The 22280-nt window shown below is 72.1% G+C and carries 16 protein-coding genes; 9 read left to right on the forward strand and 7 right to left on the reverse strand.

Translation table 11 applies throughout. The features are described 5' to 3' along the window. Position 1: 1 nt before the first annotated feature. Positions 2-637, reverse strand: coding sequence for an MBL fold metallo-hydrolase (locus tag Aau02nite_RS42205; RefSeq protein ID WP_212994289.1), 636 nt, complete (start codon positions 635-637; stop codon positions 2-4). A gap of 109 nt (positions 638-746) precedes the next feature. Here Aau02nite_RS42205 and Aau02nite_RS42210 point away from each other — a divergent pair, with 109 nt between their 5' ends. Beyond that, positions 747-1799 carry a DUF4349 domain-containing protein gene (locus Aau02nite_RS42210; RefSeq protein ID WP_212994290.1) on the forward strand — a complete coding sequence of 351 codons (1053 nt, stop codon included), beginning with the start codon at positions 747-749 and terminating at the stop codon, positions 1797-1799. Positions 1800-1930: 131 nt separating this feature from the next. Here Aau02nite_RS42210 and Aau02nite_RS42215 read toward each other — a convergent pair whose 3' ends face one another. Together Aau02nite_RS42215 and Aau02nite_RS42220 are read right to left on the reverse strand one after the other, a co-directional pair. Then, the gene (locus Aau02nite_RS42215; RefSeq protein ID WP_212994291.1) at positions 1931-3190 is read right to left on the reverse strand and encodes an amidohydrolase; all 1260 of its coding nucleotides are present in this window, start codon (positions 3188-3190) and stop codon (positions 1931-1933) included. A gap of 190 nt (positions 3191-3380) precedes the next feature. Next, positions 3381-4952 (reverse strand): acyl-CoA mutase large subunit family protein, encoded by a 1572-nt coding sequence (locus tag Aau02nite_RS42220; RefSeq protein WP_212994292.1) that lies wholly within the window; start codon positions 4950-4952, stop codon positions 3381-3383. 249 nt (positions 4953-5201) lie between these two features. Between Aau02nite_RS42220 and Aau02nite_RS42225 the strand changes: the two genes are divergently transcribed. Together Aau02nite_RS42225 and Aau02nite_RS42230 are read left to right on the forward strand one after the other, a co-directional pair. Further along, on the forward strand, positions 5202-7175 hold the full coding sequence (locus Aau02nite_RS42225) for a serine/threonine-protein kinase (protein WP_212994293.1): 1974 nt from the start codon (positions 5202-5204) through the stop codon (positions 7173-7175). A gap of 27 nt (positions 7176-7202) precedes the next feature. After that, positions 7203-8852, forward strand: a complete 1650-nt coding sequence (locus tag Aau02nite_RS42230) for a phospho-sugar mutase (protein WP_212994294.1) — start codon at positions 7203-7205, stop codon at positions 8850-8852. A gap of 38 nt (positions 8853-8890) precedes the next feature. Here the strand turns inward: Aau02nite_RS42230 and Aau02nite_RS42235 are convergent, their stop codons facing one another. The 3 genes from Aau02nite_RS42235 to Aau02nite_RS42245 are packed head-to-tail and all read right to left on the reverse strand — an operon-like array spanning position 8891 to position 15114. Beyond that, positions 8891-9574 (reverse strand): GOLPH3/VPS74 family protein, encoded by a 684-nt coding sequence (locus Aau02nite_RS42235; RefSeq protein ID WP_212994295.1) that lies wholly within the window; start codon positions 9572-9574, stop codon positions 8891-8893. Positions 9575-9596: 22 nt separating this feature from the next. Beyond that, entirely contained in the window at positions 9597-12992 is a 3396-nt protein-coding gene (locus Aau02nite_RS42240) for a bifunctional glycosyltransferase/CDP-glycerol:glycerophosphate glycerophosphotransferase (protein WP_212994296.1), read from the reverse strand. Continuing rightward, on the reverse strand, positions 12985-15114 hold the full coding sequence (locus Aau02nite_RS42245; RefSeq protein ID WP_212994297.1) for a bifunctional glycosyltransferase/CDP-glycerol:glycerophosphate glycerophosphotransferase: 2130 nt from the start codon (positions 15112-15114) through the stop codon (positions 12985-12987). The genes Aau02nite_RS42240 and Aau02nite_RS42245 overlap by 8 nt, the downstream gene beginning before the upstream one ends. Before the next feature lie 122 nt (positions 15115-15236). Between Aau02nite_RS42245 and Aau02nite_RS42250 the strand changes: the two genes are divergently transcribed. Continuing rightward, positions 15237-15782, forward strand: a complete 546-nt coding sequence (locus Aau02nite_RS42250) for an acyltransferase (RefSeq protein ID WP_212994298.1) — start codon at positions 15237-15239, stop codon at positions 15780-15782. 88 nt (positions 15783-15870) lie between these two features. On the opposite strand, the gene Aau02nite_RS42255 is transcribed toward Aau02nite_RS42250, so the two are convergent. After that, positions 15871-17154 (reverse strand): nucleotide sugar dehydrogenase, encoded by a 1284-nt coding sequence (locus tag Aau02nite_RS42255; protein WP_212994299.1) that lies wholly within the window; start codon positions 17152-17154, stop codon positions 15871-15873. Positions 17155-17311: 157 nt separating this feature from the next. On the opposite strand from Aau02nite_RS42255, the gene Aau02nite_RS42260 reads away from it, so the two are divergent. The 5 genes from Aau02nite_RS42260 (at position 17312) to Aau02nite_RS42280 (ending at position 22241) form a co-directional block, all read left to right on the forward strand. After that, positions 17312-18937, forward strand: coding sequence for a glycosyltransferase family 4 protein (locus Aau02nite_RS42260; protein ID WP_212994300.1), 1626 nt, complete (start codon positions 17312-17314; stop codon positions 18935-18937). Then, positions 18934-20130 carry a glycosyltransferase family 4 protein gene (locus Aau02nite_RS42265; protein ID WP_246595854.1) on the forward strand — a complete coding sequence of 399 codons (1197 nt, stop codon included), beginning with the start codon at positions 18934-18936 and terminating at the stop codon, positions 20128-20130. The genes Aau02nite_RS42260 and Aau02nite_RS42265 overlap by 4 nt, the downstream gene beginning before the upstream one ends. After that, on the forward strand, positions 20127-20642 hold the full coding sequence (locus Aau02nite_RS42270; RefSeq protein ID WP_212994301.1) for a hypothetical protein: 516 nt from the start codon (positions 20127-20129) through the stop codon (positions 20640-20642). The genes Aau02nite_RS42265 and Aau02nite_RS42270 overlap by 4 nt, the downstream gene beginning before the upstream one ends. 114 nt (positions 20643-20756) lie before the next feature. Then, complete coding sequence (locus Aau02nite_RS42275; protein ID WP_212994302.1) at positions 20757-21401, forward strand: class I SAM-dependent methyltransferase; 645 nt, start codon at positions 20757-20759, stop codon at positions 21399-21401. Positions 21402-21470: 69 nt separating this feature from the next. Beyond that, a complete protein-coding gene (locus Aau02nite_RS42280; RefSeq protein WP_212994303.1) occupies positions 21471-22241 on the forward strand; it encodes a hypothetical protein in 771 nt (256 codons plus the stop codon). The last annotated feature ends 39 nt before the right edge of the window (positions 22242-22280 follow it).

A 22280-nucleotide genomic window follows, 5' to 3' on the forward strand; every position in this document is an offset into this window, starting at 1 on the left:
GTCAGTCCAGCGTCGTGCCGGGCGCGACCCGGGCGTAGCGGGTGCCGCCGAGACGTTCGAGGTGGCCGTCGGAGACCTGCGCGCCGGTCTCGGTGAGCAGGGAGTCGTGCAACGCGAACGCCCGGCCGGGCTGGACCGCCCGGACGAAGTCGATGGCCTCGCTGAGCTTGAGCCACGGCGCGTTGAGCGGCACGAACAGCGTGTCGACGTGCTCGTCGGGTACGGCGAACGAGTCGCCCGGGGTGTAGACCGAGCCGGTGTCGTCGGTGATCAGGAAGCCGAGGTTCACGATCCGGGGGATCTCGGGGTGGATCACGGCGTGCTGGCCGCCGTACGCCCGGACGGTGAAGCCCGCCGCGGTGAACTCGGTGCCCGCCTCGACCGCGGTGACCACGTCGGCGAACGCGGTCAGCTTGGCGGACACGTCAGAGTGGGCGTAGACGCGCAGGTCGGGCCGCTGCGCCACGGTGTCGGCGAGCGCGTCGACGTCGAGATGGTCGAAATGCTCATGGGTGATCAGCACGGCGTCGGCCCCGGTCAGTGCCGACCGCTCGCTGAACGCGCCCGGATCGACGACCAGGACGGCGCCGCCGCCCTCGACGCGTAGACAGGAATGCGTGAACTTCGTGACGCGCACGTGAGCCCTCCGGTGCCGAATCGTGACCGCTCATCACGCAGTCTGCCGGAACCGGCTCCCGCGCGCCGCACGTCCCAGGGGGCAGACCTCAACGGGGAACGGAGTATCCATGCATGCTCGACGAAGGATCACCGCGGCGCTCGGCGCTGCCGGACTGGCCGTGACACTGGCTCTCGCCGGATGCAGCGGCGACAGCTCGGACACCAACGCCTCGTCAGCCGGCAGCGCCCCCGACCTGGGCGCGCCGGCCGAGGCCCCCGCCGGCGGTGCGGCGGACACCGCCGAGCGCGCGCCGCAGGCCGCCGAGGGTGGCAAGGACCAGGCGGCCGAGGCACCGGACCTGCGCGTGGACCAGCGCTCGATCGTCTACACCGGCGCCATCACGGTCCGCGTCGAGGACGTGAACATCGCCGCCGCCCGGGCCGCCGGCATCGCCACCGGGGCCGGCGGCTTCATCAGCGGCGACAAGCGCAACAGCGGTTCCGGCTCCCAGGACGCCACCCTGGAGCTGCGCGTCCCGGCCGCCAAGTTCACCCCCGTGGTGGACCAGCTGGCCGGGCTCGGCAAGGAGGAGCAGCGCGGCATCAACACCGAGGACGTCACCGAGCAGACCATCGACCTGGACGCCCGGATCGCCACCCAGCAGGCCCGGGTGGACAGCGGCCGCAAGCTGCTGGCCCAGGCCAAGTCCCTCAACGATCTGGTGATGCTGGAACGCGAGGTGGCCACCCGCGAGGCGGACCTGGCCTCCCTGCAGGCGAAGAAGCGCCGCCTGGCCGACCTCACCGCCCTGTCGACGATCACAGTGGTCCTGCTGGACCCCGACGCCGTGGCAGTCGAGGAGGAAGAGGGCGCACCCGGCTTCCTGGCCGGTCTGCAGAACGGCTGGAACGGCCTGCTGGCATCACTGGGGGTCGTCCTGACCGTGCTGGGCTGGCTCCTGCCCTGGCTGATCGTCCTGGCCCTGCCGGCCTGGGGAATCCTCTGGCTCTACCGCCGCAACCGCGCCCGCCGCCCAGCCCTCACCCCACGGCCACAAGGCATGCCGGCCTACGCCATGGCCGGCCCGCCACCGACCTACCCACCCCGCCCTCAGCCCCAGCAGCCGCCTTCAACCAGCAAGGACGCCCCTCCCGAGGGTGAGCAGAAGTCCGGGGAGTAAGGCCAGAAAGCACGGACCTGGCAGGGTGAGGGTGGCCGCTCATGAGCCGCTGGGCGATTGGCCACCCTCGCCCGGTCCCCGCGGGAGCGACGGTCAGTTATCCGCACGGACCGTGGCAATAAGGTTGGATCCTAAAAAGCGCCCGTCGACAAGGCCGCCAACGCTGTGTGGACCATCACCCGCACCCCGTAGCCGATGCACTTCTCGTCGACGTCGAAGTTCGAGGTGTGCAGGTCGTACTTGACCTCGGAGCCCGGCGTCCCGGTGCCGAGCCGGATCATCGCGCCCGGGACGTTGTCCAGGTAGAAGGCGAAGTCCTCGCCGCCCATGCTGATCTCGGCCTCGACCACCCGGTCCGCGCCCAGGGCCGCACCCGCCGCGCCCGCGATCACCGCGGCGGCCATCCGGTCGTTGATCACCGGCGGGACGCCCCGGTTGTACTTGACCTCGACCTCGGCGCCGGTCGGGGCGACCACGTCGCGGATCAGCTTGGTGATCAGTTCCGGTGCTTCGCGCCAGGCTTCGCGGTTGAGGATGCGGACCGTGCCGCGGACGTAACCCTCGCCGGGGATCGCGTTGAACGCCTCGCCGGCCTGCACCGCGCCCCACACCATGGAGACCCCGGCCCGGGGGTCGACGCGCCGGTCCAGCAGGGCGGGCACGTCGACGATGACCCGGCCCAGTGCGTGCACCAGGTCGGCGGTCAGGTGCGGGCGGGCGGTGTGCCCGCCGGGGCCGGAGAGGCGCACCTCGACGGTGTCGGCGGCCGCCGTGAACGGGCCCGAGCGGACTCCGACCAGGCCGGCCGGCAGCTGCGGGTAGCAGTGCAGCGCGAAGATCCCGACGACGTCCTTGAGGGCGCCGGAGGCGATCACCTCGGGGGCGCCGGAGGGCACGAACTCCTCCGCGGGCTGGAAGATCAGGCGGACCCGGCCGGGCAGTTCGCCCTGGTCGTTGAGCTGGGCCAGGGCGAGACCGAGGCCGAGCAGGACGGTGGTGTGCACGTCGTGGCCGCAGGCGTGGGCGACCTTCGCCACCGTCGAGCGGTACGGCACGTCCTTGGTGTCCTGCAACGGCAGGGCGTCGAGGTCCGCGCGGAAGGCGATCACCCGGTCGCCCTCGCCGATGTCGCAGATCAGGCCGTTGCCCCGGGGCAGCAGCTGCGGGGTGAGGCCGGCCACGGCCAGCTCACGCGCGATCAGGGCGGCGGTCTCGAACTCCGCGTTCGACGGCTCCGGGTGCGCGTGGATGTGCCGCCGGATGGCCACCAGCTCGGCGCCCCGGGCGGCCAGCCAGCGGTCCAGCTGGCCGGGCAGCGGGTCGGCGCCGGGCGGCGGCCCCGGGAAAGGAGCCTGCGGTGAGCTGTCGGGCACGGTCAATGCACTCGTCACGTCGGATTCTCTATCGCTCTCGTCATTTGAACCGGTTTCCGCAACGCGCGAAAGCTTAGACCTGTTCCGGTGACGCTGTGCAACGCCATTCCCGTATTGATCGTCTCGCGCTGTGTTACCAATGCCCTGATAAGAGCGCTGTGCGGGCGCCATCTCCTCCAACGGATGACAATTACCGGAGGTGACGCAGTTAAAAGTGTTCCACGGGTCGGTACACGCCCCACACCCCGCGCAGCGTGGTGCAGACCTCGCCCACGGTGGCACGCAGCCGCAAGGCCGCACGCATCGGCGGCAGCACGTTCTCGGTGCCCTCGGCCGCCTTGCGCAGGTCGGCCAGGGCCGCCTCGACCGCCGCGGAGTCCCGCTCGGCGCGCAGCCTCGTCAGCTTCGCGGCCTGGTCGGCCTCGATGGCCGGGTCGACGCGCAGCGGTTCGTACTTCTCCTCCTCGTCGCCGGCGAAGCGGTTGACCCCGACGACCACCCGCTCGCCGCTGTCGATCTGCTGGGAGATCCGGTACGCCGAGCTCTCGATCTCCTGTTTCTGGAAGCCCTGCTCGATGGCGTCCACCGAGGACCCGTAGCTGAAGACCCGCTCGATCAGCGCGGTCGCCGCCGCCTCCACCTCGTCGGTCATGGCCTCGATGACGTACGAGCCGGCGAACGGGTCGACGGTGTCCACCAGGCCGCTCTCGTAGGCCAGGACCTGCTGGGTGCGCAGGGCCAGCCGGGCCGACTTCCGGGTGGGCAGCGCGAGGGCCTCGTCGTAGGCGTTGGTGTGCAGCGACTGGGTGCCGCCGGCCACCGCGCCGAGCGCCTGGATCGCTACCCGGACCAGGTTGACCTCGGGCTGCTGGGCGGTGAGCTGCACACCCGCGGTCTGGGTGTGGAAGCGCAGCATCAGCGACTTGGGATCCTCGGCCCCGAACTCGTCGCGCATGATCCGCGCCCACATCCGCCGGGCGGCGCGGAACTTGGCGATCTCCTCCAGCAGGGTGGTGCGGGCGACGAAGAAGAACGACAGCCGGGGCGCGAAGTCGTCCACGGCGAGCCCGGCGGCGATCGCCGCGCGCACGTACTCGATGCCGTTGGCCAGGGTGAAGGCGATCTCCTGGGCGGGCGTGGCCCCGGCCTCGGCCATGTGGTAGCCCGAGATGGAGATGGTGTTCCACTTCGGGATCTCGGCGCGGCAGTAGGCGAACGTGTCCGCGACCAGCCGCAGCGACGGCTTGGGCGGGAAGATGTACGTCCCCCGGGCGATGTACTCCTTCAGGATGTCGTTCTGGATCGTGCCGGTCAGCGCCGCGCCGGGCACCCCCTGCTCCTCGGCCACCAGCTGGTAGAGCAACAGCAGCAGCGAGCCGGGCGCGTTGATCGTCATCGACGTGGAGACCTTGTCGAGCGGGATGCCGGCGAACAGCTCCCGCATGTCGTCGATCGAGTCGATGGCCACGCCGACCTTGCCGACCTCGCCGTGGGCGATCGGGTCGTCGGAGTCGTAACCCATCTGGGTGGGCAGGTCGAACGCGACGGACAGGCCCATCGTGCCGGCGGCCAGCAACTGGTGGTAGCGGGCGTTGGACTCCACGGCGGTGCCGAAACCGGCGTACTGGCGCATGGTCCACGGGCGCCGGGTGTACATGGTCGGATAGACGCCCCGGGTGTACGGATAGGCACCGGGCTCGCCGAGCCGCTCGTCGACATCCGGTGCCACGTCGCCGCGGTGGTACACCGGCTTGATCTCGAACCCGGATTCTGCGTTCACAAGGGCGATCCTAAAGCAGCGTTAAGTCCGGAAGAGCCTTCAGTCCGTTCAAGGGTGGTGGCGGGGTGGTTGGACGGGGTAGGGGATTTTGCACTCAGCGTCCGAAAAGTTCCACCCTACGCGACAGGTCGGCTACCCACGGTCGAGTTCCCCAGAACACCCATCCAGCGACTTTCCGAAAAGGGGTGGGAACCGGCAAGATAGCGGAGTTGGCCGACAGCCCCCTACACCCCCTTCGGTGGCATCTTCGTGACTCAGATTCCGACGTGGAGCGGTGGCAACTCCGCCCCGACCAGCGGACGCGCAGCCCCGGGCACGCTCATCGGCGGGCGGTACACCCTCCGAGCCGCGGTCGGGCACGGAGGCATGGGCACCGTCTGGCGGGCAGCGGACACGCTGCTGCGCCGCGACGTGGCCATCAAGGAGGTCATCCTCCCGCCCGGCCTGGCCCCCAGCGACCGTGACTCGATGTACGAGCGCACCATGCGCGAGGCCCGCGCCGCGGCCGCCCTGCAGCACCCGGCGGTCGTGCAGGTCTACGACGTGGTGCACGAGAACGGCCGGCCGTGGATCGTCATGGAGCTGCTGGAGGCGCGCAGCCTCGCCGACATGGTGATCGAGGACGGCCCGGTCAACCCGCGGGTGGTGGCCAAGATCGGCATCGCCCTGCTCGGCGCGCTCGAGGTGGCCCACGCGCACGGCGTGCTGCACCGCGACGTGAAGCCGGCCAACGTGCTGATCTGCACCGACGGCCGCTGCGTGCTCACCGACTTCGGCGTCGCCCGGATGCCCACCGACGTGCAGCTCACCACGCCCGGCATGGTGCTCGGCTCGCCGCACTTCATCTCGCCCGAGCGGGCCATGGGCAGCGACTTCGGGCCGCCCAGCGACCTGTTCTCGCTCGGCGTCACGCTCTACACCGCGATCGAGGGCCGGCCGCCGTTCGACAAGGGCGACCCGATCGAGACGATGCACGCCGTCGTCGAGGACCCGCCGACCCCGGCCGTGCGCGCCGGCTCGCTGACGCCGGTGCTGATGGGCCTGCTGGAGAAGGATCCGGCCCGCCGCTTCGACGTGCCGACCGCGCGCACGATGCTGCGCCAGCAGCTGGCCGGCCCGCTGGCCAGCAAGGCCCCGCCGCACATGATGACGGACCCGTACTCGGTGGTCCCGGCGCAGCGGCCGCCGGCGGCCGAGACCCAGCCGATCCCGCCCGCCCAGCCCAAGCCGTCCGGCCAGATCGGCGGCCGGGCGATGCTCGCCCCCGGCGAGTCGCTGACCGGACGCCTGGCCGAGCTCAAGCAGGGCAGTGCCGGCGGCAGCGGTGGTGGCGGCCGGCGCCGCGCCGCCGAGCCCACCGCGGCCAGCGCGCCGACCGGCGCCTATCCGCCCCCGCCGCCGCCGATGGACAACAACCGGACCAGCGTTATCCCGCCATCCGGTGGCAGCTCGGAGAGCGACGAGACCAGTGTGCTGCCCCCGCGCCGGCAGTGGGACGGCGCCCGCGCGGCCCGCGACCCGCTGCCCGGCACGGTGGTGAGCAGCCCGGCGGCCAAGCGCCGCGCGATGATCGACAACACGGTCGCCACCGTGCGGCGGACGACCGACCGGGCCGTCACCACGGTGAAGGGCTGGCCACGCAACACCCAGCTCGCCGCCGGTGGAGGCGCGCTGGCCGTGGTCCTGCTGCTGGTCCTGGTCGTCGCCCTGGGCGGCGACGAGGACCCGGGCACCCCGCCCAACCAGCCGCCCCCGGCCAACCAGGTCGTCCCGGCCTCCTTCGCCACCCAGGACTACCGGGGTGACAAGGCCGTCACGGTCAAGGTGCCGAAGGCCTGGGAGCGCGCCGCGACCGGCAACTGGGTCGACTACATCGACCCCGAGGACAAGTCGACGAAGGTCCGGGTGCTGGTCGAGAAGGGTTCGATCGCACCCCGCAAGTTCGCCGAGACCACCGCGCCCGGCACGCTGAAGAAGTCCAAGGCCTGCCCGAAGCCGTTCAATCACCTGGGCACGACGGACGTCGAGATGTCCGGGCTGCCCGCTGCCCAGTTCGAGTACACCTGCGGCGAGGGCGACACGATGCGGCACGGGATCTGGCGGCAGACCACGACCGACGGCAAGATGTACTCCTTCTACCTCACCACCACCGAGGCGAAGTTCGCCGACAGCAAGCAGTACTTCGACGAGATGGCGAAGACCTTCACCCTCAAGTCGAGCTGACCCGCCGGGCCGTGCTATCCACTGAGCATGGCAACTGACGATCTCCGCAGGCTGGCCGAGACCTGGCTGGCCGACGATCCCGACCCGGCCGCGCGTGACGAGCTCCGGGAGCTGCTCGCGCGGCTGCCGGAGAGCGCCGACGAGCTCGCCGACCGGTTCGCCGGCCCGCTGACCTTCGGCACGGCCGGGCTGCGCGGCCGGCTGCGGGCCGGGCCGAACGGGATGAACCTCGCGGTGGTCACCCGCGCCGCGGCCGGCCTGATCGGCTGGCTGGGCGCACAGGGCGGGCAGGGACCGCTGATCATCGGTTACGACGCCCGGTACGGCTCGCGCGACTTCGCCGAGCAGACAGCGCGGGTGGCCACGGCGGCCGGACGGACGGCCCTGCTGCTGCCCCGCCCGCTGCCGACGCCGGTGCTGGCCTACGCGGTGCGGAAGCTGGACGCCGTGGCCGGGGTCATGGTCACCGCCAGCCACAACCCGCCCCAGGACAACGGCTACAAGGTCTACCTGGGCGCTCAGCTCGGCGGTCCGGCCGGGGCCGGCGCGCAGATCGTCCCGCCCGCCGACGCGGGCATCGAGGCCGCCATTCAGACGGTGGGCCACGTCGCCGAGGTCCCGCTGGGTGAGCCCGGCACGGTCCTGGACGAGACGATCGTCCAGGGGTACGTGGACAGCGCGGCCGCCGTCGTCGCCGCCGGTCCCCGCGACCTGAAGGTGGCGTACACGCCGTTGCACGGGGTCGGCGGCAAGGTGCTCGCCGCGACGTTCGCCGCCGCGGGTTTCGCCGCCCCGGCCGTGGTCGCCGAGCAGGCCGAGCCCGACCCGGCGTTCCCGACCGTCGCGTTCCCCAACCCGGAGGAGCCGGGCGCGATGGACCTGCTGCTGGCCCTGGCCGGGCGGGCCGGCGCCGATCTGGCCATCGCCAACGACCCGGACGCCGACCGGTGCGCCATCGCGATCCCGGGCAGCGAGCCGGGCAGCTGGCGGGCGCTGAGCGGGGACGAGCTGGGGGTGCTGCTCGCCGACCACCTGATCCGCCGCGGGGTGCCGGGCACGTACGCGACCACGATCGTCTCCTCGACGCTGCTGCGGGCCCTGTGCACCGCCCGGGGCGTGCCGTACGCGGAGACCCTGACCGGCTTCAAGTGGATCGTCCGGGGCGCCGAGGGGCTCGCGTACGGCTACGAGGAGGCGCTGGGCTACTGCGTCGCGCCGGACCTCGTCCGCGACAAGGACGGCATCACCGCGGCGGTGACCATCGCCGATCTGGCCGCCACGCTCAAGGCCGAGGGACGTTCCCTGGCCGACCGCCTCGACGAGCTGGACGCTGAGTTCGGCGTGCACCGCACCGGGCAGGTCTCGATGCGGGTGGAGGACCTGAGCCTGATCACCACCACCATGGCCCGGATCCGGCAGGACCCGCCGAAGAGCCTGCTCGGCGACGCGGTGACCGAGGTCGAGGACCGGTTGCCGGACGCCGACGTGCTGACTCTGCGCACGGCGCGGGCCCGGGTGGTCATCCGGCCGTCCGGCACCGAGCCGAAGCTCAAGGCGTACCTGGAAGTGGTCGAGCCGGTGACCGACGGTGACCTGGCCGCGGCCCGGTCGCGCGCGGTGGCCGCGATGGACAGCGGGCTGCGCCCAGAGATCTCCGCCGCCCTCGGCCTGGCCTGAACGCTGGTGGCCGGGGCCGCCAGGGCCCCGGTCCCGCGTCAGATCACCTTCGGGGCGCCCAGGGCCGCGCTGATCGCGCGGCTCAGAGTGGCCACCACCAGAGCAACGCTCGGGCGCACGATCGAGTCCTCGAGGTTCATGGTGCCGGAGAAGCCGGCGCCGCTGGCGATCTGCTCCAGCCGCTGGTGGGCCCGGGCGGCCTCCTCCGGCGGCAGCCGCAGCGCGGGCTCCATCCGGGTCGCCACGAGCAGGGTGGCCAGGGCCGCGGTCCGCTCGTCCGGCGGCGCGTCGGTGATCAGCGCCTCGGCCAGCCGCTTACGGATCTCGGCCTCGTAGGCGGGGTCGGCCGTCGGGTAGCGGTGCACGTGGATGTGACCCATCTGGGTCTCGTCCACGTCGCGGACCACACCGCGGTCGATCAGGTCCTGCAGGACCCGGTTGCGCAGGTTGTGCCGCAGCCGCTGCACCCACTGGGCCGGGGTGTGCGGCTCGTCCGCGGCGGCCTTGGCCAGCACCAGGTCCGCGATCGGGTCACCGATCGGTGTCGGGTCGTTGACGACCAGGTTCCCGTTCACGTAGGCGATCCGGCCGGCCAGCGCGAGGTCCACCAGCACGGCCGCGGACATCCCGAGGTCGAGCCCGATGCGGGAACCGGTCGCCTTGCCGGTCTGGTCGTCGTACGCGAGGAGGAGGAGTTCCTCAGCGAGCGCGATGGAGGTCATGGCAAAACGATAGTGGCCTCAGTCACGCCGCCTCCACCGCCACTCCCTTTCCTCCGGCGGCGAGCAACCAGTCGACCAGCCGTTCGGCCGCGCGGCCGTCGCCGGTGGTCGCGTGGCTCTCGGCGAACGCCTTGGCGGCCCCCGCGTGTTCGGCGGCGAGCGTGTCGATGGCCCGCACCGCCGCCACCACCTCGGCGGAGGTCCGTAGCAGCGGTCCCGGGGCGACGGTGGCCAGGTCGACGTTCAGTCCCGGGGAGGCCGCGAACTCGGTCAGGTCCGGAACGTAGAGCAGGGTCGGCCGGCCGGTGACCGCGAAGTCGGCCAGCAGCGCCGAGTAGTCGGTGATCAGCGCGTCGGCGGCAGCCAGCAGCTCGGCCACCCGTGGATGTCCGGAGACGTCGAGCACCCCCGGCACCAGGCCGAGCACGTCGTCGCCGAGGGCCGGATGCCGGCGGACCAGCAGCACGTGGCCGGCGGGCAGGGCCGCCACGACAGCGGGCAGGTCCAGCAGCTTGCCGGGATCGCTCCAGCCGCGTTTGCGCAGGTCCATCGGGCGCCGGGTGGGGGCGTACAGGACCAGGCGGGTGCCGGCGGGCAGGCCCAGGCGGTCGAGGACCCCGGCCCGGGCCGCGTCGGCGTCCAGGGTGGTGAGCAGGTCGTCGCCCGGGCGCCCGTACTCCAGCACCGGGCCGTCGAAGCGCAGCTCCCGGCGCAGCAGCGGAGTGGCCGAGGGGCCCGGGGAGGCGAGGGCGGTCCAGCTCGCCGCGTCGGAGTCGAGCTGCTCGATCAGTTCCCGGCCGAGCGGGTGACCGACCGCCGTGGCGCCGAAGCGGGCGACCGGCCAGCCCCCGGCCAGCCGGAGCACCACCTGACCCTCGCGCGGGCGGAACCAGCGCGGCAGGTCGTCGTTGGTGACGATCCAGCGGCTGGTGGTCAGGGCGGCGTACCACGCCTCGCTGCCGTGGGTGACCGGCTCGGCGCCCGGCGGCACCGGCCGGCCGCGCTCGATCGTCCAACGGGCCACCGGAGCCTGGGGCCGGCGGATCAGCTCGGCGAGCAGCGCGGCGGGATCGTCGGTGAAGCGGCGGTCCGGCGCGGCGTCGAAGAGCACGGCGTCCCGCAGGGCGGGCCGGGTGGCGAGCGGGGCGTACGCGGCCCGCAGCCGGTCCTGCTCGGCCGGGTCCGGCTCGGGTGTCTCGACGACCAGGACCGTGCGCTCCTCACCGGCCGATCGCAGCACGGTGCGTACCCCGTCCGCGACGGTCGCCGAGGCCGGCAGGCCCGCGAGGACCGCGCCGGTGAAGCCGAGGCTGGTGGTGGTCAGGTGATGCACCCCGGCGGACCGGAACGACAGGTCCCACATGCCCGCCAACAGCGGCAACGGTCCGGCCAGGCCGGGCACCGCCGCGGGGTCGACGACCACCTGCCAGCGCCCGTCCACGACCCGCAGCGGCAGGCTGAGGTCCTTGCGGCGGCCGCGCAGCCGCAGCAGCAGCTCCCCCTCGACGTCGCTGGGGCTGTCGCCGCTGAGCACCAGGGCCCCGTCGGGACGCCAGCCGGCGAACGTCACCACCGGACCGGCCGGCCGGGTACGCAGGAAGACGTGCCCGGCGGCCGAGACGGCGGTGTAGACCTCGTCGGTGCCCCGCACGGTCCGCACCGGCTCGTAGCCGTCGTCGGCCACGAGCTGGACCGGCTTGTCCCGGACCACGATGTCGACCTGGAAACGCTGGGTGTAGAGGCCGGCGGCGTGGTTGTCGTCGGTGACGTCGAGGGCGATGCCGGCCAGCGGGAGGCGCGCGGTGAAGGCGAAGCCGTCCGGGACCTGGCTCACCTCGGCCGGCACCCGGTGCGTGACGACGCCGCGGACCCGGCTCAGCTCGATCCGGACCGGGCCCGCAGGCCTGCTGCGCAGCAGGCCCCGCAGCACCAGGTCGTCGCCGTCGAGGTGGCTCGCGGTGAGCCAGCCGTCCGACTTGCTGATCCGCAGCCGCAGCCGGCCCTTGGTTTCGACCGGGGCGACCCAGACGCCGGGTGCCAGCTGCCGTCGGGGCAGCGGATCGGCCCAGCCCTCGGACATCCGCAGGCCCGCGCGGCGGACCGTGATGCCGCGGGCGGCGGCGACCGCGACCGTCCAGCTGCCGCTGCGCCACACCTTGCCGTTGCGCATGACCGCCGGATCGATGGTGACGGCGAAGCCCGCCGCCTGCTCGGCGGGATTCGCCCCCGGGTCGCGGTGGGCCCGGGCCCGCAGCGGGATCCGGCGCCGGCCGCCGTCGCTGGAGAGCCACAGCAACCGCAGCGAGCCGAATCGGCGCGGCGGGCCGCCCGGTACATAGGCGTAGCCGGTCAGCTCCAGCCGGCCGTCACGCCAGGCGAGACTGCGGACGGCCGACTCCAGCGGCCGCTGCGGTGGCACCTTCGGCTTGCGGAAGCCGCGATCGATGAGCTCGATCAGCTCGTCGAGGCGGCGGTCGCGGATCAGCTGCCAGTGCCGGCGGACCTTGCCGGGCTGCCGGTCGACCGCGCCCGGGTCGACCTCGGCGAGATAGGCGGTGGCCAGCTCCAGGAACGTCTCGCGGAACTCGGGCGAGGCCGCCGGGAGGAACTTGAGATAGCTGCTGAGCTTGTCCCAGATCGCCTGCTCCTCGTACACCCGCAGGAGCTCGTCCTGGCCGGCGTCACGGAGCAGCTCGCGGGTGAGGTTGACCGAGAAGAAGCGGTCGACGAGGTTGCGCAGGTCGTTGTTGGACTGGGTGATCGAGCGGACCGCGCCCTCGCGGACCCGCCAGAAGTAGATCGGCTCGTTGACGACCGCGACGCTGCGGGCCAGGGCGTGCGCCGGCACGGTGACCGGCACGTCCTCGAAGAGCCGGCCGACCGGGAACTCGAAGCGGTGCGCGTCGTAGAAGTCACGGCGGTACAGCTTGTTCCAGATCGTGCGGTCGCGCAGCAGCTCCGGCCGGCGGGTGACGTGCGTGTTCAGGTCGGTGGCGGCGATCGCCTCGTTGTGCGGCGCGCCCCGGTACGTCCCGCGTGAGGAGTACCGCCGTACGGCACCGCTGGCGAAGTCCGCCCCGCCGGCCAGGGCGTGCACCAGCAGCTCGTACGCGTGCGCGGCGAGCACGTCGTCGCTGTCGACGAAGGCCAGGTACTCGCCCTTCGCGGCCGGCACGGCGACGTTGCGGGCGGCGCTCAGCCCGGCGTTGGCCTGCCGGATGAGCTCGAAACGGGGATCGGTCGCCGCGAACTCCGCGGCGATGGTGGCCGACCCGTCGGTGCTGCCGTCGTCGACCATCAGCACCTGCAGGTCGCGGTACGTCTGCGCGCGCAGCGAGTCGAGGCAGTCGCGCAGGAAGGGCTCCACGTCGTAGATCGGCACGATGACGCTGACCAGCCCGGGGATCCGCTCAGACATCGGCGAACACCCGCCGGACCACACGCTCGGCGGCGTGGCCGTCCTCCAGGGCACAGAAGCGCGCCCGGAACCGGGCCCGGGCCCCGGCCGCCTCCGGGCTGTCCACCTGGCCGGTGCGGAACGCGGCCACCAGCTCGTCGAACGTGCGGGTGAACGTGCCCGGGTGCTCCTTCTCCAGGTCGAACGTGACGCCCCGCACCGCCCGGTAGATCTCCCAGTCCGGCGCGAAGATGATCAGCGGCCGGTCCAGCACGGCGTAGTCGAACATCACCGAGGAGAAGTCGGTGATCAGCGCGTCGGCCGCCAGGTAGAGCGTCTCCACCGCGGGGAACGCGGACACGTCGACGACCCGCGGGTGCAGGGGCGGGAAGCCGGCGAGACCGTAGAAGTAGTGGCCGCGCAGCAGCACCCGGGTGTCCGGCCCCAGCGCCTCGGCGAGGGCGTCGACGTCCAGCACCGGGGTGAAGGTCGCGTGCCACTCGCGGTGCGTCGGGGTGTACAGCACGACCCGCTCGCCGGGCGCGAGGCCCAGCTCGGCGCGGGCCGCCGCGACGTCACGCTCGGTGGCCAGGGCCAGCCGGTCGTTGCGCGGATAGCCGGTCTCCAGCGTCTCGCCCCGGATCGGGAACTGCCGGTCCCAGAGCAGGGTGGTGTGCCGGTTGGCGGTGATGCTGAAGTCCCACTTGGCGATGTTGCGGCGCATCCGCTCGGCGTCGAAGGTGGCCGTGGACGCCGGGAACTTCGGCTGGTCCAAGCCCATGGTCTTGAGCGGCGTGCCGTGGTGCGTCTGCACGTGGACGGCCCCGGGGCGCTTGACCACTTCCGGCGGGAAGGTGGCGTTGTTGATCAGATACTTCGCGCGGGCGATGGTGCGGTAGTACGCCCGGCTGCCGGCCACGACGTGCTCGACGCCCGCGGGCAACGGCCGGTGCCCCCGCTTGACCACCCAGACGCCCCGGACGCCGGGGGCCAGTTCCCTGGCCTTCTCGTAGATGGCGGCCGGGTTGCAGGCGTAACCGCGATACCAGTACGCGGCGTAGACGGCCAGGCTCTCGTCGATGGGGCGGCGCAGCTGCCACCTGTAGTACCAGCGCAGGGCGGGCTTCCGCAGGCGCGCCCTGGCAGTGCGCGGCACCCGGCGGGCCGAGCGCGCCAGGCCGGTCACACCGCGCAACGCCCGGTAGGCCGCGAAGGAGTCGGCGGCGAGCAGCTTGAGCCGCAGCCCGGCGGCGCCACCGGTCTCGTGCTTGCGCAGCAACTGGGACACCGCGGTGAACATCGCCCGGCGGGCGGCGTGCGGCACCCGCGAATCGTCCTCGACGATCGCCAGCAGCTCGGTCACCGCCCGGTCCAGCGCGCGCCGGCGCAGCTCCGGCGGGGCGCCGGCGACCGGCGCGCGGCTCAGGGCGTCGTCGTACTGCGCGACCGCGTCGGCGTGCCGGGGCGAGCGGGTCGTGCGGATCGAGCGGTCGCGGTCCAGCCGGTGGATGTAACAGGCGGGTGCGAACGTCGCGGCGGTGCCGGCTTCGGTCAGGACCGCGTACGCGAACGCGACGTCCTCGTACCAGCCGGGCCGGAAACGGATGCCGGAGTCGATCAGGAACTGCCGCCGCACGATCAGCGCGCCGAGCGGAGGTGCCGGCCGGGTCAACGCCTCAAGTGACGATCTTGCCTCGGTTTTCCGCCGCGGGGTCGGCTCGGCGCCGGTGCTCGCGGACTCCGGCGTACGCCAGCCCGACACGGACCTGTTCCACCGTTCCCGCGCGGCCCCGACGACCAGTACGTCCGGCTTCTCCTCGCGCAGTCGCGCCTCCACCGCGGCCAGCGCCCCGGGCACGATCCGGTCGTCGCCGTCGACGAACCAGACGTATTCACCGGTGGCGCGCTCCAGGCCGGCGTTGCGGGCCGGGCCGGGGCCACCGGTGGTCGCGAGGTGCACCACGGTCAGCCGGGAGTCGCGGGCGGCCCGCTCGTCGAGCACCTCGCCGCCGTGGTCCGGTGACGCGTCATCGACGCCGATCACCTCGGCGTCCACCGTCTGCTGATCGAGAACCGAGGACAGCGCCTCGGCGAGATAACCCTGCACGCCCCACGTGGGAACGACGACGCTGATCATGGTCATAGAAGTGCGTAGGCCGTCCGTACGAGATCCGCCAGAGGAGAAAGCCCAGGTTAGCACCGGTGATATTCCGGAATTGTTTCCCCGATTTCGGCTGTGTGCTCCTCAGGGCTCACACTGCACTGATGGATCACACCCACAATGACACCGACGCCGGCAGCGCCCGGCCGCCGTTCGTGCACCCCTCCGCGGACGTGGAGGAGGGTGCCACGCTGGGCGCCGGCACCAAGGTCTGGCACCTCGCGCACGTGCGCTCGTCCGCCGTGGTCGGCGACGACTGCGTGATCGGCCGCAACGTCTACCTCGACGCCAACGCCGTCGTGGGCAGCCGCGTGAAGATTCAGAACAACGTCTCGGTCTACCAGGGCGTCACGATCGAGGACGAGGTCTTCGTCGGCCCGTGCGCGGTCTTCACCAACGACCTGCGGCCCCGGGCGCAGAACCCGGACTGGAAGATCACCCCGACGCTGGTCCGCCGGGGCGCCTCGATCGGCGCCAACGCGACGCTGATCTGCGGCATCGAGGTCGGCGAGTACGCGATGATCGCGGCCGGCTCGGTGGTGACCAAGGACGTCCAGCCCTACCAGCTGGTGGCCGGCAACCCGGCCCGGCCCAAGGGCTGGGTGGACGAGACCGGGGAGATCGTCAGCCGCGAGATCGAGCGGGGCTGACGAGGCCGGAGCTTCCCGGGGCGGCCGCGGCCGCCCCGGGAGTGGGCTCATCTAACGAACTTGCATGGGTTTTCCGCCGCGGGTGGGCTCAGCCGCCGATGACGATCCGGCGGATGCCCTCGAGGCGCTCCGGGTCGGTGGTGCGGCGACCGTCGACGATCACCTTGACGCCGGGCAGGTCCGCAGCGGTGAGGGTGCGGTACTCGGCGTGGTCGGCCTGCACGACCGCCGCGCCCAGCTCCTCGCCGTTCCACGGCGGCAGGCCCAGCGCGGTCAGCTCGGCGGTGGAGTACATCGGGTCCGACACGTACGGCTTCGCGCCCCGGCGGCGCAGCTCCTCCACGGCCGGGAAGACGCCGGAGAACGCCGTCTCCTTGACCCCGCCCCGGTAGGCGGCCCCGAGCACCAGCACGCCGAGCCCGTTCAGGTCGCCGACCGCGGCGGCGAGCAGGTCGACCGCGTACGCCGGCATCGCCGCGTTGGCCTCACGGGCCGAGCGGACCACCGTGGCCGACGGGTCGTTCCACAGGTAGAGCCGCGGGTAGACCGGGATGCAGTGCCCGCCGACCGCGATCCCCGGCCGGTGGATGTGGCTGTACGGCTGGGTGTTGCAGGCGTCGATGACCAGGTTGACGTCGACGTCGATGGTGTCGGCGTACCGGGCGAACTGGTTGGCCAGCCCGATGTTGACGTCGCGGTAGGTGGTCTCGGCCAGCTTGGCCAGCTCGGCGGCCTCGGCCGAGCCCAGGTCCCAGACGCCGTTCGGGCGGTTCAGGTCGGGGCGGTCGTCGAAGTCGAGCACGGCCTCGTAGAACTCGACACCGCGCTGCGCCGACCCGGCGTCCACGCCGCCGACCAGCTTCGGGTACTTGCGCAGGTCGGCGAAGACCCGGCCGGTGAGCACCCGCTCGGGGCTGAAGACCAGGTGGAAGTCGCGCCCGGCGACCAGCCCGGAGCCCTCCTCGAGCAGCGGCGCCCACCGGGTGCGGGTGGTGCCGACCGGCAGCGTGGTCTCGTAGCTGACCAGGGTGCCCGGGCGCAGGCCGCGGGCGATGTCGCGGGTGGCGGACTCCATCCAGCCGAAGTCCGGGACGCCCTCACCGTCGACGAACAGCGGCACCACGACGACGACGGCCTCGGCCTCGGCGACCGCGGCCGCGGTGTCGGTGGTGGCCGTCAGCAGACCGGCGTTGACCGCCTGCTTGAGCTTGACGTCGAGGTCGGCCTCGCCCGGGAACGGCACCAGGCCGTCGTTGACGGTACGCACCGTCGGCTCGGAGACGTCCGCCCCGATCACGGTGTGTCCCTTGGACGCGAACTGGACGGCGAGCGGCAGCCCGATCTTGCCCAGGGCGACGACACAGATCTTCATGCTGGGGGACTTCCTCCTTGGCAGCGACTGGTGCGTAGGCTCCGTGGAGGATACGCGCCAGAATTATCGAAGGCGCTGAGCCCTCACCGGTCTTGTCGACCAGACACGGTACCCTTCCCCCCGTCACGCGCCGTAGCGTTCAGCAGGAGGACTACCTATGCCCGCCAATCAGGCCCGGGCCACGCGGGGCCGCGTCGTCATGCTCGTCGACAACGACGTGCGGGGCGATTCCCGGGTGCAGAAGGAGGCGCGGTCGATGGCCGCGGCCGGCTGGGAGGTCTTCCTGCTCGGCGAGCGCCGCGATTCGCCGCTCGAGACCTGGATGATCGGTGACGCCGAGGTCCGCCTGGTGCCGATGAACGACGCGCTGAACTCGACGCCCGCGCTCTGGCGCCGCAGCCTGCTCCGGCCGCTGGCCTACCCGATCGGCCGCGAGTCGGGGTACCGCCTGGAGCTCATCAAAGCCCGGCACGCCGAGCTCACCACCCGCTTCGCCCTGCTGAACGCGAAGCGGCGCGAGGGCGGTTCGGCAGCCGCGCACGCTGCGGGCAAGGCCGCACTGCTTCCGGTACGGGTCACCCACAAGGCACTCAGCCTGTGGACGCGGTTCCGGGCCGGTGAGACGCGCCGGATGCGCCAGTTCCGCCGGGACGGCACCAAGGTGCTCAACCGCGCACAGGTCAAGTTCTGGCAGACCGCGATGGGCGACCGGGCCTGGCGCCGGCTCGACCCGTCGCTGTGGCAGTGGGAGCTGGCTTTCCGTAAGTCGATCGACAAGCTCCAGCCGGACATCATCCACGCCAACGACTTCCGGATGCTCGGCGTCGGCGCGCGCGCCAAGATCCGGGCCCGGGCCAAGGGCCGCAACACCAAGCTGGTCTGGGACGCCCACGAGTACGCCCCCGGCCTGGTGCCGAAGTACCACCACCGCTGGCTGCCCGCGATCACCGCGCACGAGGCCGAGTTCGCCCCGTACGCGGACGCCGTGGTGACCGTCTCACCGTCGCTGGCCGACCTGCTCCAGCAGGAGCACGGACTGGCCACCCGGCCCGATGTCGTGATGAACGCACCGGTGCAGGCACCCGCGGCGGACGAGAGCGCGGCGGCGGTGCCCGACCTGCGGACCGACTGCGGCATCGGCCCGGACGTGCCCCTGCTCGCCTACGTCGGTGGCATCACCCCGGTGCGCGGCGTCGACATCATCATCGACGCGCTGCCCCTGCTGCCCGAGGTCCACGTGGCGCTGGTCTCGGTGCACCCCAACGGCAAGAACCCGCTGGTCGACAAGCTGGTGGAGCGGGCCGTGGCGGCGGGCGTGGCCGACCGGGTGCACGCGCTGCCGTACGTCCCGCACTGGCAGGTGTCCGACTACCTGCGGCCCGCGGACGCGGCGGTCAGCCCCCTGCACCACCTGCCCAACCACGAGATCGCGTTGAGCAACAAGTTCTTCGAGTACTCCCACGCCCGGCTGCCGCTGATCACCAGCGACATCCGGACGATGGCCGAGATGGTGCGCTCCACCGGTCAGGGTGAGGTCTTCAAGGCGGAGGACCTCGACGACTTCGTCCGCGTGGTCCGCCTGGTGCTGGCCGACCCGGACAAGTACCGCGCCGCCTACGACAAGGACGACCTGCTGCTGAGCTGGACCTGGGAGGCCCAGGCGGCCGTGCTGGACCGGGTCTACACCGAGCTCATGCCGGCCACCGCCGCGGTCACCGAGCCGGTCGTGGAGGCAGCCGAGGCGGCCACCACGACCGAGTCGCTGCCGCAGGCCGCCCGATGACCGTGGCGCCGGGCGACCGGCACGTCACTGTCGTCTCGCCCTGGTATCCGACGCAGATGTGGCCGTTCCGTGGTGCCTTCGTGCAGACCATGGTGGAGGCCACCGCGCACGGCTGCGACTCGATGACGGTCATGCACTGCGACCGGTGGTCGGCCCGGGTGAGCGACGCCGAGGACCGGGCGATCAACCAGGCGCACCTGGCGCTGCTGCCGCGGACCAAGCGGTCCTCGCCGACCGTCGGGGGCGCGACGCTGGAGTATCTGCCGGTGCCGATGCCGGTCGGCGGTGACTTCGCGTTCGTCGCGAACCGCCACGCGGCCACCCTGCGTGCCGTCTTCGCCGGGACGCCCATCGACGCGGCCGTGGTCCACGTGCACGAGGCGCTGCCCAGCGGCTGGGCGGTGCTCGAGCACCTGCGGCCGGAGACCAGGCTGTTCGTCACCGAGCACGCCAGCTTCCTGGAGCAGCTCCTCGACGAGCCGGAAGCCCGCGAGATGTACGACAAGGTGCTGGACCGTTGCGAGCACCTGTTCGTGGTCGGCGACGGCACCCGGGACGTGCTGCTCAAGGCCCTGCCCCGGCATGCCGGCAAGGTCAGCCTGGTGGCCAACCCGATCTCCTTCACCGAGCCCCGGCCCGAGCCGGTGACCGAGCTGCGCCGCTGGCTCTTCGTCGGCGGGCTGATCCCCCGCAAGGGCGTCACCTGGCTGCTGGAGGCGTTCGCGAAGTGCCACGCCGAGGATCCGTCGCTGACCCTGACCATCGTCGGCGACGGTGAGCTGGGCACTCAGCTGCACGAGCGCACCGCGGAGCTCGGCCTGGAGACCGCGGTCACCTTCATGGGGTCGGTCGGCCCCGAGGTCGCGTTGCAGCTGATGCGCGAGCACGACCTGCTGGTGCACAACAGCCGCTGGGAGAGCTTCGGCGTGACGGTGGTCGAGGCGGTGGCCGCCGGGATGCCGGTGCTGGTCACCCGGTGCGGCGGCCCGGAGGAGACGCTCGCCGGGATCGAGGATGCGGCCGGCGAGCTGGTCGCCGTCGAGGAGGACGACGCCGCGCTGGTCGAGGGTTACCGGCGGCTGCGCGACCGGTTCCCGGACGGCCTCGATCTTCCCAAGGCCCAGCAGGTCCTCGACGAACGCTACGGCTATCCCGCCGTGGCCAAGATGCATCACCGGGTGTGGTTCGAGTGAATGTCCTTTTCCTGGCGCTGGGCGCCGGCCGCCGGCGCGCGGTCACCGAGGAATCCGCCAAGGTGGTCGCGGACGGCGGTACGGCCACCGTGCTGGTCGCGGCGGCCAAGCAGTGGAAGCCCGGCGACTTCGCCCCCGGCGTGACGGTGATCGACTCCTCGGTCCTGCACCGCGACCAGCTGCCCTGGCGGATCGAGCGCCTGGTGGTCTACCGCGGTCCCCGGTTCGTGCTGAAGCGGGCGCTCGGCCGGCGGGGCAAAGCGGCGGTCCGCGCGTACGAGAAGAAGGTCGCCGACCGGTTCCACCGGCGCGTGTTCCTGCCGGTCCAGAAGAAACTGGGCGGGCCCTCCCGGAGCCGGCTGATCGCCCAGCACATCAAGCGCAGCGCCCGCCCGTACGAGTGGATCGTGATCACCGACTCGAGATCCATGCCGGAGGCGGCGGAGGCGCTGGACACCCTCGGCGCGGGCACCCGTATCGGCCTGGTCTGGAGCGCCGACCACATCTCCTGAGCAAGATCGGGATATTCGGCGATGATCGTCCCGCGGTGCCGACCGCGGACGACACAGAGGTACTAGTCTGCCGAGGATCACTTCACCGTTCCCACTGCGAAAGTGGATCATGCTATGACGCTGCGGCTCACCGACGCGGAAGTCTCCAAGTTCTGGAACGACCGTCATCAACGGGAGAGCGACCTGAAGTCGGGTGGCCACGTCTCGTACGACGAGGCCACCAACACCATGTTCTACCTGCGACGGCTGAGCATGCTGATGGACCGCATCGGGCTGCAGAGCAACCCGGTGGCACCGCTCTACCTGCTCGACGCGGGCTGCGGCAAGGGCTACTTCAGCCGGGAGCTCGCCAAGTTCGGCCACCAGGTCGACGGCATCGACCGCAGCGAGGCAGCGATCGCGCAGTGCCGGGAGCAGGGTGGCGGCCCCCGTTACCACCAGACCGGGCTGGCCGACTGGCGGACGCCGTGGCTCTACGACGCCGTCTTCACCGTCGACGTGCTCTTCCACATCATGGACGACGTGGAGTGGGAGCGCGCGACCCGCAATCTGGCCTCGCTGGTGCGGCTCGGCGGCAAGCTCATCATCGGCGACTGGGGCCAGGACAACGACCACGTCTTCGGCAGCTACCAGATCTGCCGGGGCCGGGACACGTACCTGCCGTTGCTCGATGCCTGCGGTATGCGTTTCGACAGCTGGGAGCCGTACCGCTTCCGGCGGAGCCCCATCGGGTTCTACACCTTCACCCGCATCGGCTGAGGAGCGGCGGACACCATGCTCGTACGAGAACTGCTACCACTTTTCGAAGACGTCACCACCATCCTCGAGGTGAGTGAGAGCGGGAAGGCCCTCCAGGAGCAGCTGCGCGCTCCCGAGGAGGCGGCCTACCGGCCCTACGTGCCCGGCGAGAAGATGGACTCCGGCACGGTGGTCGTCGCCTTCCTGGGGCCCAACCCCGCGACCCACATCGACGCGGCGACGGTCGCGCCGGCGCTGCAGGAGCTGCCCCTCGGCGGCCGGGCGCTGCTGCTGCTCGGCTGGCCGGTGGCGGACCTGCCGTACCACGGGGTGCTGGACGAGCTGATCAACGCCGGCTGCCAGGTGCTGCAGGTGATCCCGCTCGACAACGCGGTGGGGCACCGGGCGCACTGTGCCGTGCTGGCCGCGCGGGTCGACCGGCTGGCACCGCTGCGTCCGTACCTGGCGGACGAGCCGGTCGTGGTCGACGGCGACGCGCCCGATCTGCGCGCGCTGCTCCGGTTGACCGGCGAGAAGGTCTTCAGCGATCTGCTCGACCGCCCCCTGCGCCGCAAGCTGGCCGAGGCCGAGGACCGGGTGAGCGAGCAGGACGAGCACATCAAGCAGCTGGAGAAGGACCTGGCCGCCCGGGACGCGACGATCGCCAAGGCGGAGACCCGGCTGGCGCGGGCGCGCAACGACATCGCCAAGCTGCAGGCCTCCACGACCTTCCGGGTCGGCACCACGATCGTGCAGGGCGCCCGCCGCCCCGGCAAGGCCATCGTCAGCGTGCCGGTCGGGCTGGTCCGCATCTGGCGCAAGCGCGGCGTGACCGGCGGGACCACCGATCGGCCGGCCTGACGCACCGCTCCCCCCGACCCCTGAAGTTCACGGAGAAAT

The organism is Actinoplanes auranticolor (assembly GCF_018332655.1).
GTDB lineage: Bacteria > Actinomycetota > Actinomycetes > Mycobacteriales > Micromonosporaceae > Actinoplanes > Actinoplanes auranticolor.